We start from the raw sequence: 14930 nt of genomic DNA on the forward strand, positions 1-14930 counted from the left end.
TACAGAGTGCTCTTGTATTGTACGAAATATGTTCACAATGATTATTTGATACGGTTTTCTTTCTTGTATCCTCACTGGTTACACCATTAGCAACTCATTATTTATTATGTAATCGATTGTTATTGTTGTCTTTTATATTTATAAGCAGTTAAGCGCTCATTAAGTGGTCACTTTTGTTGATAAGGTGATTGAAATATATTGCGCGATGTCTCAGTATTTCAGCGCTCGAAAAGAATAAGCACCAGGATTGGTATAACAATAATCAGCAACAGAAGTTGCCATTTCGAATGGGAAATTAGTACATGACAAAATCACTTTCAGCACGGATCTTTATTGGTCTATTTTTTGGCGTGCTTCTCGGCAGTATTGTGCAATTTGCACTCGCCGACAACGCCTTTTTTGGTGGGACACTTGTTACATTTGCAAGTGGTATCGGCACCATGTTCGTTAATATGATCATGATGTTAGTTGTACCATTAGTGTTTGTGAGTATTGTTTGCGGCGTGTGTGAGTTACAAGATTTAAAAAGCTTTGGCCGTTTAGGTGGCAAAACCTTTGGTTTTTACATTATTAACACCGTAGTCGCTATTCTTGCGGCATTTACAGTGGCAATGATATTTGAGCCAGGCAAGGGCGTTGATATGTCTAGCAGCGGCTCGGTCGATATTACCGCAACAGAACTGCCTGATTTAATGTCACTTATTGTGAGCATTGTGCCTAACAATCCTTTTTCAGCGTTTACCTCTGGCAACATGTTGCAAGTAATTTTTATGGCGCTGCTAATGGGTGGTGTAATGAAATCAATGGGCACATCAGTCGCCGGCGCAGTAAAAGGTTTTCAAACCGCCAATAAAATAATGATGCGCTTAATTGGATTGGTGATGAGTCTTGCGCCATACGGTGTATTCGCCTTGATGTTTAAACTAGGCGCTACCTTAGAACCTGAAATTTTTGTCAGTGTGGTTGAATACCTAGTATTGATTTTAGCGCTATTACTGATTTGGATTTTCATCGTATACCCTATTGCTGTTAGCGTGTTTACGCCAGTGTCGGCGAAAACGTTCCGTGATAAAACCCAAGAGCAAATCCTGTTTTCGCTTTCAACAGCTAGCTCTAATGCCACCATTCCGGTAACGATGCGCACCTTAACCGACAAACTTGGCGTAAGTCAGGCTGTGGCGGGATTTGGTGTGCCGTTAGGGGCAACAATGAACATGGGTGGGGTATCAATTTATATTACTATCGCTATTTTCTTTGTCGCCAATGCGTTTGGTATGCCAATCAGTAACGACCAAATCCCTTCTCTATTATTTAGCGTATTTTTGCTTTCTGTTGGCGCTGGTGGCGTACCTGGCGGTGGCATGGTGATGATTGGTGTGTTGATTTATCAAATGGGCTTACCGGTTGAAGCGTTTGTGATTGTGGCCGCCCTTGACCGTATTATTGATATGGTACTGACATCATGTAACGTCGTGGGCGACACCGCTGTCCTCACCATTGTCGATCAGACAGAAAAGAAGTACCAAGTGAGTCAAGACAGCGTCGTCGTAGCGAAAGAATAAGTTTAGCGAGTGAGTCATACATAAACGGCCTGCATTGCAGGCCGTTTTTGTTATGACTATTAGAAGTATTATCTATGCTGCATTTTGTTTTCAATATTAGACATAATTTTGAATGTGGTATTTTCTAAATCATCTAAACCACGATGGGCGACTAATTCATATGATCGATTAATTAATCGGTAAGCCTGCGGGTAGTTAAATTCGACGACCTCAAGCTCAGCTAAATCGTTAAGAGTCTGGCTTTGACCTATTGGATAACCCATCATTTGATGATACTCAATGGCTTTTTTAAACTGCTCTCTGGCGTCGTTATTACGCCCAATTCGTTGATTGATAGTACCCGCTAAGTGATAAATATAACCTAATGTGAGCCAATCTTTAACTTTAGCAGCATTGGTTTTGGCGAGGTTGAGCACCCCTAAAGCTTGCTCAATTTTGTTCGTTTCGATGTAACTTTGGGCTAATAATAATCTTAGTTGGGCTAATTCTCGGTATTCGTTCTGATGCTCAGCAATACCCATTGCAGCTGTTAATGTGCTGTTGAGCTGTTCAAATTGTTGCTGTTGTAATTGGATATTGCCTAAGAGGCGGCTTGCAAGCAGGTTATTAGGTGCGTCTTGAATGACCTCAGATAAAAGCTGCTCGGCACCGAGTAAATCACCTTGTTGGCTCAATGTTATGGCCTGCACTAATTGTGTAGAATGCAATTGAGAGTGGTAGTCGTTAACTGACTGTTTGTGTTTAGGGTTTAGTTGATGAGTGATAGCTTTCGCTGCTGACGCCAATGCTTGATTTATGCTGTCAGCGCTAATACTGGTGCTGTCACTTTGGCTTTGGCTATGTAATGTGTAACTGAGCTGATACTGATTGTTGAGCATACTCACACTGGATTCGATGACTAATACCGCACCCGATATCGCCATGATTTTGTTAATGTCAGAAGGGCTAACGTTATCGGTTTGAGCGAGCCGCGAAGTGATATTAATGACATCTTCAGCTTGCAGTAAAGGGTAGCTCACACCCAGTGTTAGCTGGTGAATAAGTACATCCATAGCGGCATAGGCATTCCATTGAGTATCGCCATCTGTGGGTGGGGTAACAATCTTCACCGGAAGAACCAATACCGTACCAGATGCCAGTGGCTTGGGCTTTATGTTGGACAAGTAAACATAAGCACCAATACCAATCAGCAGCAAAATTATTACGGCACTAAAGTATTTATATGTATTTGAGGTCGGTGCCTGTGGCATTGCGATAGTCCTTTATCAATATCGAATGATTAACTTAGTGGTTAATTAAGTTATTGTAAAGAAAACCTGTTTTTATCGTTTGTGTTGTTATGGATTAGGAGGTTTTGTGTTGAAGGGCGTGTCGAATACTTTATTTAAATACAGCGTAAAAATAAAAAACCGCCTTTTGGCGGTTTTTTGAAGAGTGATTAGTTAGTCAATTGATGGCTCTTCACTGTAATCAATACCATGATAGCTCAAACAGGTATCGACTTCATTCGCGCTACCTAAAATCACCGCAACACGTTGATGAATTTCAGTTGGTTGAATATCCAAAATAGTCTCGTAACCTGTTGAGGCTTTACCGCCAGCTTGCTCAACAAGCAATGCCATTGGGTTGGCTTCGTACATTAGGCGTAATTTGAATGGTTTAGCTGGGTTTTTGTTGTCTGTTGGATAGGTAAAAATACCGCCGCGACACAAAACTCGATGCACGTCACCCACCATAGCGGCAATCCAACGCATGTTAAAAGATTGCTCACGCGGGCCAATTTTACCCAGTAGCAAGTCGGCAATGTAGGTTTGCATTGGTGCTTCCCAAAAACGCTGGTTTGACATATTAATGGCAAACTCGGCTGTATCTGGGGTTATTTGCACGTTATCGTCGGTCAGTAAAAACTCTTGGCTGTCTGGATCAAGAGTATAAAACTGCGTACCTTGGCCTGTGGTAAGCGCCATCATCGTTGATGGGCCGTAAAGCACGTAACCTGCTGCAACTTGTTTGCGCCCAGCTTGTAAAAAGCTTTGTTCGCTAAACTCACCAGCAGGTGCTGGTAACACAGAAAAAATAGTGCCAACAAGTGAATTAATGTCGATATTAGATGAGCCATCTAATGGATCAAAACTCACTAGGTATTTACCTTGAGCGTTAGCCTCTACAACATAATCTTCTTCTTCAGAGGCAATGCCGCGCACTGTCGTGTCAGCCTTTAAGGCATCTTTAAGCATGTCGTTAGTGATGACATCCAGTTTTTTCTGGGTTTCACCTTGAACATTTTCTTGTTCTGTTGCGCCTAGTACACCCGCTAACGCGCCGTGACGAACTGCACCGCTAATGGCGATTGAGGTTTCCGCTAAGGTAAATAGTAATTGCGTTAAAGATGCATTTACCGCTTGAGCGCTGAGGGTTTGGGCCAAAGTCTGCATTATTTTTCCTATGAGATTTTGCGAGGTTAAGGTCTATGTTTTAAATTTAATTCTTATGAGCAAATCATACCCCACAATGACGCTAATTTCAGCGATTGTTATCTGAGGTTTTGGTTTTACAGTAATTTCAGGCAGAATGTTGGCTGATTGATTGCCCCCAAGGATTAATAATAATGACAACCACATGGAAGCAGCATGCTTTAGTGGCAATGACTGCCGCACCATTACTCTTTACTAATCAAATTTCTCAAGCAGCGCAAGGCAGTACAATGATCCCATTAACTACCGCACCGTTAACCGCAATAAAAGGTAATAACACGCCACTGACTATAGAACGTATCCATGCCTCACCAGCTTTGGCTGGATCGAGTCCGCGCGGACTTGCTTTGTCACCTGATGGTAAGCGAGTGACCTATTTATCGAGTCGTGCCGATAACCAACATTTTTACGATTTATGGCAAATGAACATTGCGACAGGCCAGCGCAGCATATTGATCAATGCCGATCAATTAGCGGGTGGCGAACTGTCTGATGAAGAAAAAGCCCGCCGTGAACGTCAGCGTATTTACGGTGAAGGGATCATGGAATACTTTTGGTCTGAAAACAGCCAAAGTATTTTAATTCCAGCCGCTGGGCAATTGTATTTATATGATGTGGCTAGCAATAAAGTCATAGAGCTAAACACCGGTGATGGCTTTGCAACAGATGCGCGCTTGTCGCCTAAAGGCCGTTATGTGTCGTTTGTACGCGATCAAAACCTTTATGTGTTAGCGCTAGACACTCAAAAAGTTGTCGCATTAACCACCGATGGCAAAGGTGCGATCAAAAATGCCATGGCGGAGTTTGTCGCCCAGGAAGAAATGGACCGCATGACGGGCTATTGGTGGGCTCCCGATGAGTCCGCAATCGCGTTTACGCGCATTGATGAATCAGGTGTTGAGTTAGTCACCCGTAATGAAATATATGCCGACGGCATTAAATTAACTGAGCAACGCTATCCTTATGCAGGCAAAGCGAACGTTGAAATTGCCCTTGGTGTGGTGACTTTACAGGATAAGAGCATCAACTGGATTGATTTAGGCAAGCAAAAAGACATGTATTTACCGCGTGTTGATTGGCTACCTGATAGCAAGCATGTGTCTTTTCAGTGGCAAAGTCGTGATCAACAAACACTAGACTTACGCATTGCTGCATTAAGTCAGCCTGACCAGGCTAACACCGTGATTGAAGAGCGCAGTAAAGCCTGGGTAAATCTGAATAATGACCTGCACTTTTTAAAGCAGCAGTCGGCATTTATTTGGGGCTCAGAGCGAGACGGGTTTAATCATCTGTATTTGTTCGACTTACAAGGTAAGCTGCTTAAGCAATTAACCCAAGGTGACTGGGCCGTTGATGCACTTGAGTTTGTCGATGAAGCCAGTGGCTGGGTGTATTTTAGTGGTCGTAAAGACAGTGTCGTCGAGCGTCACTTATACCGGGTTAATTTGCAAAAGGGCGCTGATTCAATCGAGCGAATTAGCCAAACGGCTGGAATACATGCTGCGGTATTTGCCGATAAGAGTCCGGTTTATTTAGATTACTTTAATAGCCTCCAGCAACCGCCACAGATCAGCTTACACAATGACTCGGGTAAATTATTAGCCTGGGTTGAGCAAAACGAGATTAATCAAAATCATCCTTTATATGATTTGGCTGGCTTATGGCAAATGCCTGAGTTTGGCCAATTAAAGGCAGAAGATGGTCAGCCATTAATGTACCGTTTATTTAAACCTGTACCGTTTGATGCTAATAAAAAGTATCCAGTTGTAGTACGTGTTTATGGTGGACCGCACGCACAGTTGGTGGTGAACAGCTGGAGTGAGGCGGATTATTTTACCCAGTACTTATTACAACAAGGTTATGCGGTATTCCAATTAGATAACCGTGGCTCGGCCCATCGTGGTACTGAGTTTGAGTATGTAATTTATCAAAATATGGGGGATGCCGAGGTAAACGATCAAAAAGTGGGTGTGGATTACTTACGTAGCCTGCCATTTATTGATGGCGAAAATGTGGCAATTTATGGTCACAGTTACGGCGGCTATATGGCATTAATGAGCCAATTTAAGGCGCCAGATTATTTTAAAGCAGCCATTTCAGGGGCTCCTGTAACTGATTGGCGTTTATACGATACCCATTATACCGAGCGTTATATGGGGGATCCTGAAACCAATAAACAAGGTTATGATGCCAGCAGTATTTTGCCATACGTCAAAAATTATCAGTCAGGCCTGTTGATGTATCACGGCATGGCTGATGATAACGTATTGTTTGAAAACAGCACGCGAGTATACAAAACATTGCAAGATGAAGGTAAATTATTCCAGATGATGGATTACCCAGGGTCTAAGCATTCCATGCGCGGTGAGAAAGTGCGTAATCACTTATATAAATCGTTAGCTGCATTTTTAGACCAGCAATTGAAATAACATAAATTAATCGCTAAAAGCGGGCATAAAAAAACCAGGTTAATCACCTGGTTTTTTATTGGGTAACCTTAAAGGATTAGCCTTCTAAGTCACCACAAAAACGATAGCCTTCACCGTGAATAGTCGCGATGATTTCTGGCGTATCGGCTAAGCTTTCAAAGTGCTTACGGATACGACGGATTGTCACGTCAACAGTGCGGTCATGCGGCTTTAATTCGCGGCCAGTCATTTTTAATAATAAATCAGCACGCGTTAAAATCTTACCTGGGTTTTCAACAAAGTGAAGCATCGCACGGAATTCGCTGCGTGGTAGCTTATAAGACTCACCTTGTGGATTCACTAAAGAACGGCTGTTAATTTCTAAGCTCCAGCCGTTGAAACGGTAATATTCAACAGAACCTTTTTCTTCAGTTTCTGCAGCAGCACTATTAACGCGAGTTAATAGGTTACGAGCACGAATCGTTAATTCACGTGGGTTGAAAGGCTTGGTGATGTAGTCATCGGCACCAATTTCAAGACCAAGGATTTTATCTACTTCGTTATCACGGCCGGTTAAGAAAATAAGACCAATGTTATTTATTTCACGTAATTCGCGAGCAAGTAATAACCCGTTTTTGCCTGGCAAGTTAATATCCATAACCACTAGGTTAATTTTATTGTCTTGCATGGCTTTGTGCATTTCTGCGCCGTCGTTAGCTTCGGTAACGACATAGCCTTCAGCTTCAAAAATACTGCGTAATGTATTACGGGTTACTGCTTCGTCTTCAACAATCAGAATGTGTGGGTTTTGCATGATATTTACCTAATTTTATAAAATTCGATTCTAGCGATAGGCTAGTAAGTTGTAATCGCGCATTAATTAACGCTGATACTCCAGTATTTTTTTGGTGTTTATCTATGTCTGCCCTGAATAAAACACTCTTATAAACTCGTAAGATGTAACGCTATGTATGGTTACTGAGTTGTCTTGCGTATATTAACGCTCATTACGCAATGCAATATGCAGCTGCATAATAAGTAAAAAATTTGCCAGAAGGCTTACTACTATGAATACGATTTATAGAGATAGTTCCATATGTTGCAAACTTATTTATACGTATTACTGTTTATCCCTTTGCTTTATCAAATGTAGAACATAAAACGTTCGGGTGTAAACTAAGCACACAAAATTGTGATTAATTACCAATAAATGCGTTTTAAACGCCATCCCTCGATACATTTAGCAAGCGATGTTATTGGTTTCACTACAGTGCTTTACTAGTAGGTGACGTTATTGTACTCGTTTTAGGCATTTGTTAACAAATTAAATGTTAAAAAATTAATATAACAGTCAAGTATATGAAAGATTAATGTTGTTAATGCCATAATATTTAAGGATAAATAAATATTATACTTGTGACTGATATCACAAACCTTTAAGAATTCATAAGGCTTTGCTAAACTGATTTTGGTTTAATTGACGAATTAATATTATGGAAAATGTTATAGATACACTGTGGCATCACTATCAAAGTACACATTTTTTGTTCACTCAACGCCTTTCTCATGATTTCCCGTTTGCTATTATTACCGCCCACAACCCCAGTGGCTTATTACTCTCCCCGAGCCAAAATCGTTTACTAGATCGTCAGCTCCAATCCAAAATTCAACAATACAACAGTCCATACCGAGCACTCATTGGTGCAGCACCTGATTTGTCGCATATGGAAAAAAGTTGGGCTATTTTTATTGATAAAGAACAGGCGCTTGAATTGGGTAGAGAATTTAATCAACATGCCATTTATTATGTTAATCAAGGATTATTATCACTTATTGCTTGCATTGATCCGCTGATGCCTGAAGTCGATATGGGAGCTTTTAATCAGCGTTTACGCTTAGTAAATGAGTTGCCTGATATTAGTTCGCACCTGTAGTGTTTAGCTGTTAAGAGTATAAAACTGTGGATCACTTGATTTTTTAGATCTTTATTTAAGACAATAAAGTTTAATTGTCTCTTTATTTTGCCTTTAAAGGTTGTTTGGTCCATGAAAATGGCTATTTTTCATCATTATGAACAATCTAAAATGATGTTTTTGAGATTGCGAAAATAAGTATCCTTGAGCGTCATCTTTGCCACAAAGATGAATAAAATAAAAATAGCGTATTTTTACAACGATTGTTGATTGACTTGTTAGTGGGTTTGTTGCTATTTTTCAAGTCCCTCCTTCGGGAGGCACAGAAGAGGAGCGTTAACTAGGTAGTAAGTTTGAGGATGCCAATCCGATGACAACTTATGATGGAGATTAGCGCCGAGGTATCAAATTGTGTGGCACACATTGATATCGGTCGTATAGGCTGAATCCTAACGATTGTCACCTGTTTTTTGGTGGAGAGCTTCTGGTGATGATTGCTGTTTCCCTTCTTTAAGGGTGCGTTATCTTAGCACCAGGCTCTTCGAACGTAGTGTGTTCGGAGTGTATATCATGTTAGTCAATTACTTCTTATTTTGTCGTCTTTCGCCAACCGCGGAGGCATTCGTATGAGCACTGTTTCTCAAGATATTCGTCCAGAATTAGTCGTCGCCAAATTTGGCGGTACCTCTGTTGCTGATTATGCATCGATGAGTCGTTGTGCTGACATTGTGTTAGCCAATCCTGCCACCCGTTTAGTGGTGGTCAGTGCGTCAAGTGGCGTAACCAATTTACTGGTCGAGTTAACTCAAGCAAATGTGAATGACGAGCGCCGCTTAGCGTTGTTAAAGCAAATTGCACAAATTCAATATGCCATTTTAGATGAGTTAGGGCGCCCGCAAGATGTGGCCGCGAGCATCGATAAAATTCTGAGCCGCATGTCGGTATTAAGTGAGTCGTTAGAACTTGATCGCAGCAAGGCGATTATGGACGAATTGCTCTCTACTGGTGAGCAATGTTCATCGATTTTGTTTTCTGCGGTAATTCGTGAAAAGGGCACCGCATCGGATCATTTTGATGTGCGCCAGGTGCTTCGCACCGATAGTCATTTTGGCCGTGCAGAACCTCATATTGAAGCCATAGCCTCGTTGTCTGGTGACTTGTTAAAGCCGTTGCTGGCGAATTATGTGATAGTCACTCAAGGGTTTATTGGTGCAGATCAAGATGGGCGCACAACCACTTTAGGCCGTGGCGGTAGTGACTATTCTGCAGCACTACTTGCTGAAGCATTAAGTGCCACAGCGGTAGAGATTTGGACTGACGTTGCCGGTATTTACACTACCGACCCAAGATTGGCGCCTAATGCACGCCCCATTCCAGAGATCAGCTTTAATGAAGCGGCTGAAATGGCAACTTTTGGCGCTAAAGTATTGCACCCAGCGACCATTTTACCCGCGGTAAGACAAAAGATTCAGGTGTTTGTAGGTTCCAGCAAAGCGCCTGAAATGGGCGGGACATGGATCCGTCATCAAGTTGAAGACACGCCCGTTTTTCGCGCGGTGGCATTACGTCGCGACCAAACGCTATTAAACCTTCATAGCCTGCAAATGCTCCACGCACAGGGGTTTTTAGCGGAAACCTTTGCAACACTTGCACGTCATAAAATCTCGGTAGATTTAATTACAACCTCAGAAGTGAACGTGTCGTTAACGCTGGATAAAACCGGTTCAGACTCGAGTGGCCAAGGCTTATTGAGCGAGCCATTACTGCAAGAGCTATCGCAGCATTGTCGTGTCCGTGTTGAGGATAATTTAGCGCTTATTGCCATTATTGGTAATCGCATTGCCTCTACAGCAGGTATTTGCAGTCGCGTCTTTAAAGTGCTTGAAAACCACAATGTGCGGATGATTTGCCAAGGTGCGAGCCCACATAATTTATGTGTATTGGTATCTGAATCTGAAGCGGCGCAAGTGGTTAATGCTTTACATCAAAATCTGTTTGAGTCGTAATTGATGAGTAAGGTAATACAGTCGAATATACAAGTTGGGGAGCTTGCCACAGGGCAAGCGCTCACCATACCGCTTTATGATTTTATAGGTGCTAAAGCGTCTGCGCCGAGAGTTTACATTCAGGCCAATGTTCACGGCGCTGAAGTACAAGGTAATGCAGTGATTTATCAGCTGATGACCTTACTTGAAGACTATGACGTACTAGGGGATATCAAGCTGGCACCTCTGGCTAATCCGCTGGGCATAAATCAAAAAAGTGGTGAGTTTACTTTAGGCCGGTTCGACCCCATTACTGGGGTGAATTGGAATCGTGAATATTTTGACCATAAAGTCGATTTAACTACCTGGTATGCAAAGCATCAACACTTGAGTAATGCCGCATTATTCGATGCCTATCGAGTGATGTTAGTTGAGTCGTGTCAAGCAAGGCTTAACCAGCCTTTTGGGATAACGACAGGCCATAGGCTAGCCGTAAGCTTACAATCTATGGCACATCAGGCTGACATTGTGCTGGACTTACATACTGGGCCTAAGTCTTGTAAGCATTTATATTGTCCTGAATATGACATTGATGCTGCACGTTTTTTCTCTATTCCCTACACCTTAGTTATTCCCAATAGTTTTGGTGGTGCGATGGATGAATCGGCATTTTGTCCTTGGTGGCAGTTAACCGATTTTGCCGCTCAGCAAGGGCGTGACTTTACGGTACCCGTGTCAGCGTTTACGCTAGAATTGGCTAGCCAGGAGCGTATTGATTTATCTGATGCATTGGAAGACGCTAAAGGTATTTTGGCGTATTTAAGTCATCGAGGAGTGATCCGTGAAAAAGTCGAGCCAGCTCAAATGGCGCGCTTTGGCTGCTACTTAAAAGACTATAAAAAGTTTCATGCACCTAAAGCGGGATTAATTGAATATTGCGCAGTGGTTGGCCAGCCACTTAATGCCGGACAACCATTAGTGAATATATTGCGTATGGATTTGTATGGCACCGATGACGCGCATCAAGTGATTAGTTTGCCAATGGATTGTGTGCCCATTTTGCATTTTGCTTCTGCATCTGTGCATCAAGGCACTGAGTTGTATAAAGTGATGACTAATGTGTTTAGGTTATAAACGAAAATAATAAAAACGCCTGCATTTTGCAGGCGTTTTTGTCTGTGACGGAATGAAGATGCACGAGAGGCCTTGAGCTTAACTGCCAAGGATTTGCAGTGGAATAGACAGCATGTCGTCACCAGAACTTGCAAAATACCAAATGATACCCACCAAGCTTGCTACCGTTAACAGATACCACACTGTTGAGAATATTTGTCCGTAACGGTCGAGCGGCAGCAGATGGCTTTGATGCCTGCCACGCCATTCAAATACAATTTCAACGCTACCAATCAGCAGTAAAAAGCCTAATAGAGCAAGGCCTAGGCTATAGCTGATAAATACCCCTACAGCGGCGCCTAAAATACAGGCTATTAGGCCGACCAGGCTGTTCATTGAAAAGCTAATACTCTTTAAAATATGACCGCCATCGAGTGGTAAAATTGGCAATAAGTTAAATAAGTTCAGCAATGCGTTAAAACTGGCGAGTCCGGCAAAAAATACATTACCGGTGATCCAGTACAGGCCTAAACTAATGACGGATAAAATCAGTCCAAAAGTCGGCCCCATAATCGAGATATACACATCTTGCCAACGAGTATTAATACGCTCATCGCTTAAGGCCAATCCGCCGACAAACGGAATAAGGTAAATGCCTTTTGTTTTCATACCAAAGTGTTTCATGGCCCTAATATGGCCATATTCATGAAACACTAAACAGCCGATAAGTGCCAATGCAAATTCTAGTGAGAATAACCAAGAGTAAGCTGCCACACTGGCACCAGCAAACAACACTTTAATCACTTTAGCACTTTTGAGGAGTTTGAATCCCAAAGATGCTAAGCCGACTACACTGAGCTTTTGCGTTTTAGCGACCGGAACTTCGGGCGTTTGTTTTTCAATGTCACTGACGCTGCGCTTGCCTTGAGTGATTTGTTCTTCATCAACCAGTAAGCAATAGTCGAGCTGAAAGGGTTGCCAGTTAACATCAATCTCTAATCGAACCTGAATTGCTTTTGTTTGCGATGTGACGCTTGTTGGCGCATCAATAATATCGTCTTCATTAAGCGGTACAGTATGTTGTTGAGCAAGTTCAAACGAGTGAATGTGAAAAGCTTGATCGCTCGCGCTCGCTGACTTTTGTGATACCAGTTGATTATCCCAATATAACTGCTGCCAGCCTGCAATAGAGCCTTCTAGGCGTAAGCGTTTACCAAGACATTCAATATTAAGTAATTCCATTAAGGATTCTCAGAGCTTATAGACGGTGAGTATGCGGGCATTTTGCCAGAGCGCTGTTTGATGCTCAATGGGCAAGGTGATTTTATTGGCTAATAAAGCTGTTCTAATTCAGCAACAGTGGCAATACCTTGTTCAATTGTGGTGAAAACGATTTTTGCACTGCAACAGTGTCCTTGAAACTGACCGAATTGGCGCACCAAAGGCAGCATTTGTAACACGCTAATGGGGAGAGGTTGTTTTACGAGGTGTGGCAGTTGTGCCACACTCGTGTCGACTGAGGTGTGTTCAGGTTGTGGCTTTGCGATAAGATAAACGTCACCGCTACTGTCAATTAATGTGTCTTGTACGCAAACAGTATATTGATTGGCGCAAATAAAACTTAACCAATCTTGATGATTTGCTAGATACATTAGCTCATCATCTTGATCAAACTTTAAAAATGCTGGCCAATGTATTTGTTGCATAATGTGGCGGTCTCATTATTGAGTGTTGTTCAGGTTAGCGGTTACTGTAATCGTAGGACACTTCTTGATTCACGTTTTTGACAATACATGGGCCATGCTCGCGTTGAGTGCGATTAAATGCATTACCGATGTGGATTTCGACGTTAGTAAAAATGTGCTTTTCAGCTTTGATAAAGTAATGATCAAAATAGCCCTCAACTTCGTTCTGATGTTGAGTGAACTCCACTTCTTCTTTAATTCGCTCAGCTGCCATCTGATTTTTTTGATCGAGCATCATTTTAACTTGTTCAATCATGCCAGCATCGCTTTGCCATTCAGTTTTAGGAGGCAATTTACGCAATCGAGCTTCGAGTTCTAATCCCGCGACTACCATGCCTTTAATGCTATCATCTAAATCTTTAAGTTGTTGTTTTAATTCACCTTGATTCATAGCGCAATAGATTTCTGTTTTGGTGCCAGCCGTTGCGCCAAAAGCAATGGCTCTAATGCCTTTTGCTGCAGTTGCGATACCTCCAATGAGGTCACCTCGTCTTGACTGGGCATCGCTCACCGTAATGCTATCGCCAGAGGTAGTATTGCTATGAAGTAATTGTTTGGTAATTAAAATATTGCCTTGGGCTTCAAGTCGCGAGTATTGCACAAATTGAGCGCAAATTTGTCCGCTTGCTTTTATGCTAGTGCTGAGCTCTTGGTCTTTAATTAAACGACCTATGACACCTTTGCTGATAATCACATCGCCGTGAGCTTCAATACTGGCTGAATCAACAAACCCCATAACAGTCACATCGCCACTGGCTTTGACTTCCATGCCTTCATGTACATCGCCGGTAATGAGAATACTGCCTTTAAAATTGACGTGCCCATAGCGTACGTCTACATCTTTAATTTGCAGCATGTCGTCTACTTGCATGCCTTTGCGGTTTTCAACGGGTTGGCCTGACAAGGTTGCAATGAGCTTATTAGGATCTTTCGGGTGCAAGCTGGTGCCGGTACCAGGTTCCATGGGTTTATCTTTACCAGGAATTTGCTGCAGTATATCTCCGTGAACGTTAAAACCCGGCGTGCCAATTGTTGCAGGAACTTTTACCATTAACAGGTCATTGGGTTTCACGGTGATTAATGCACCTAAATTGCGCATATCGACTGAGCCGTCTTCACGCTCTTGTGGTTGCAACAAGCGCTCACGCGCTAACGCCACCTTTCTGGTGATAACCGCATTTTCACCATTTATGGCTGCTTTTCCACAAGCAATGACTCCTTCACAACTTTCGCCAGGAGGCAAAATCGATAAGCGCTGCATTAATGCCATGATTTTTGGCTTACTTAAGCCCATTTTGATTTTTTGGCTTTTGAGCATATTGAGGATATCTGGCAGGGTCATGTCTTTACCGCCCCATGCCGAGGTGATTTTCATGCTGGCATGCATTTTATCGTCACTAACGGTGATGTTGACGGACCCGTCTTTACGCTCGGCAATCGCAAAAAATAATTCATGATCACCCGGTTTTTGACCACATAACGCGTTGACTTCGGTTATGGCTTTAATAATTGCAGGTTCAATAGGAAACAACATGGCAAAGCTGGGCTGGGTGAGTAAAGTATGAATGTCTTCTGCCGACAACGGGCCATGAGTATTGGGAACTACACGGAGTTCTGCTTTTGATTTATCTGCGCTTAGCGCTATGACTGAGGGCTCTAACATAACATCCTTTGTTTTGTTTTTATTTTTATTATGGTTTAAAACGAAGGCAATAGATTAACAGTGAAAA

General features: G+C 42.4%; 11 protein-coding genes and 1 riboswitch. Of the genes, 5 read left to right on the forward strand and 6 right to left on the reverse strand.

Features of this window, described 5'->3' with window-relative positions; translation table 11 throughout:
* The first annotated feature begins 302 nt into the window (after window positions 1-302).
* Window positions 303-1562, forward strand: coding sequence for a dicarboxylate/amino acid:cation symporter (locus ACROAE_RS14305; RefSeq protein WP_432402883.1), 1260 nt, complete (start codon window positions 303-305; stop codon window positions 1560-1562).
* A 68-nt stretch (window positions 1563-1630) separates the two neighbouring features.
* Here the strand turns inward: ACROAE_RS14305 and ACROAE_RS14310 are convergent, their stop codons facing one another.
* Complete coding sequence (locus ACROAE_RS14310; RefSeq protein WP_432402885.1) at window positions 1631-2812, reverse strand: tetratricopeptide repeat protein; 1182 nt, start codon at window positions 2810-2812, stop codon at window positions 1631-1633.
* Window positions 2813-3004: 192 nt separating this feature from the next.
* A complete protein-coding gene (locus tag ACROAE_RS14315; protein ID WP_432402887.1) occupies window positions 3005-3997 on the reverse strand; it encodes a class 1 fructose-bisphosphatase in 993 nt (330 codons plus the stop codon).
* A 173-nt stretch (window positions 3998-4170) separates the two neighbouring features.
* Between ACROAE_RS14315 and ACROAE_RS14320 the strand changes: the two genes are divergently transcribed.
* A complete protein-coding gene (locus ACROAE_RS14320) occupies window positions 4171-6465 on the forward strand; it encodes a DPP IV N-terminal domain-containing protein (RefSeq protein WP_432402889.1) in 2295 nt (764 codons plus the stop codon).
* Between the two features lie 76 nt (window positions 6466-6541).
* On the opposite strand, the gene arcA is transcribed toward ACROAE_RS14320, so the two are convergent.
* Window positions 6542-7258, reverse strand: coding sequence for a two-component system response regulator ArcA (arcA, locus tag ACROAE_RS14325; protein WP_432402891.1), 717 nt, complete (start codon window positions 7256-7258; stop codon window positions 6542-6544).
* Between the two features lie 679 nt (window positions 7259-7937).
* On the opposite strand from arcA, the gene ACROAE_RS14330 reads away from it, so the two are divergent.
* The 3 genes from ACROAE_RS14330 to ACROAE_RS14340 all read left to right on the forward strand — a co-directional run bounded on the left by ACROAE_RS14330 (window position 7938) and on the right by ACROAE_RS14340 (window position 11476).
* Window positions 7938-8378: a DUF3293 domain-containing protein gene (locus ACROAE_RS14330; RefSeq protein WP_432402893.1), complete on the forward strand. Its 441-nt coding sequence runs from the start codon at window positions 7938-7940 to the stop codon at window positions 8376-8378.
* Window positions 8379-8675: 297 nt separating this feature from the next.
* Window positions 8676-8849: riboswitch (Lysine riboswitch) on the forward strand.
* 134 nt (window positions 8850-8983) lie between these two features.
* Entirely contained in the window at window positions 8984-10363 is a 1380-nt protein-coding gene (gene lysC, locus ACROAE_RS14335) for a lysine-sensitive aspartokinase 3 (RefSeq protein ID WP_432402895.1), read from the forward strand.
* A gap of 3 nt (window positions 10364-10366) precedes the next feature.
* Window positions 10367-11476, forward strand: coding sequence for a succinylglutamate desuccinylase/aspartoacylase family protein (locus ACROAE_RS14340; RefSeq protein WP_432402897.1), 1110 nt, complete (start codon window positions 10367-10369; stop codon window positions 11474-11476).
* Window positions 11477-11554: 78 nt separating this feature from the next.
* On the opposite strand, the gene ACROAE_RS14345 is transcribed toward ACROAE_RS14340, so the two are convergent.
* The 3 genes from ACROAE_RS14345 to ACROAE_RS14355 form a co-directional block, all read right to left on the reverse strand.
* Complete coding sequence (locus tag ACROAE_RS14345) at window positions 11555-12697, reverse strand: site-2 protease family protein (RefSeq protein WP_432402899.1); 1143 nt, start codon at window positions 12695-12697, stop codon at window positions 11555-11557.
* Window positions 12698-12786: 89 nt separating this feature from the next.
* Window positions 12787-13161, reverse strand: coding sequence for a DUF4144 family protein (locus tag ACROAE_RS14350; RefSeq protein ID WP_432402901.1), 375 nt, complete (start codon window positions 13159-13161; stop codon window positions 12787-12789).
* Between the two features lie 34 nt (window positions 13162-13195).
* Complete coding sequence (locus ACROAE_RS14355) at window positions 13196-14863, reverse strand: DUF342 domain-containing protein (protein ID WP_432402903.1); 1668 nt, start codon at window positions 14861-14863, stop codon at window positions 13196-13198.
* Between the last annotated feature and the right edge of the window lie 67 nt (window positions 14864-14930).

Source organism: Shewanella sp. MF05960, assembly GCF_050849305.1.
GTDB lineage: Bacteria > Pseudomonadota > Gammaproteobacteria > Enterobacterales > Shewanellaceae > Shewanella.

Excerpts from the sequence above, each read along its gene's own strand:
- ACROAE_RS14340 (WP_432402897.1), top strand. The coding sequence starts at position 10,367 with ATGAGTAAGGTAATACAGTCGAATATACAAGTTGGGGAGCTTGCCACA.
- arcA (WP_432402891.1), bottom strand. The coding sequence starts at position 7,258 with ATGCAAAACCCACACATTCTGATTGTTGAAGACGAAGCAGTAACCCGT.
- ACROAE_RS14355 (WP_432402903.1), bottom strand. The coding sequence starts at position 14,863 with ATGTTAGAGCCCTCAGTCATAGCGCTAAGCGCAGATAAATCAAAAGCA.
- ACROAE_RS14350 (WP_432402901.1), bottom strand. The coding sequence starts at position 13,161 with ATGCAACAAATACATTGGCCAGCATTTTTAAAGTTTGATCAAGATGAT.
- ACROAE_RS14320 (WP_432402889.1), top strand. The coding sequence starts at position 4,171 with ATGACAACCACATGGAAGCAGCATGCTTTAGTGGCAATGACTGCCGCA.
- ACROAE_RS14315 (WP_432402887.1), bottom strand. The coding sequence starts at position 3,997 with ATGCAGACTTTGGCCCAAACCCTCAGCGCTCAAGCGGTAAATGCATCT.
- ACROAE_RS14345 (WP_432402899.1), bottom strand. The coding sequence starts at position 12,697 with ATGGAATTACTTAATATTGAATGTCTTGGTAAACGCTTACGCCTAGAA.
- ACROAE_RS14305 (WP_432402883.1), top strand. The coding sequence starts at position 303 with ATGACAAAATCACTTTCAGCACGGATCTTTATTGGTCTATTTTTTGGC.
- ACROAE_RS14310 (WP_432402885.1), bottom strand. The coding sequence starts at position 2,812 with ATGCCACAGGCACCGACCTCAAATACATATAAATACTTTAGTGCCGTA.
- ACROAE_RS14330 (WP_432402893.1), top strand. The coding sequence starts at position 7,938 with ATGGAAAATGTTATAGATACACTGTGGCATCACTATCAAAGTACACAT.
- lysC (WP_432402895.1), top strand. The coding sequence starts at position 8,984 with ATGAGCACTGTTTCTCAAGATATTCGTCCAGAATTAGTCGTCGCCAAA.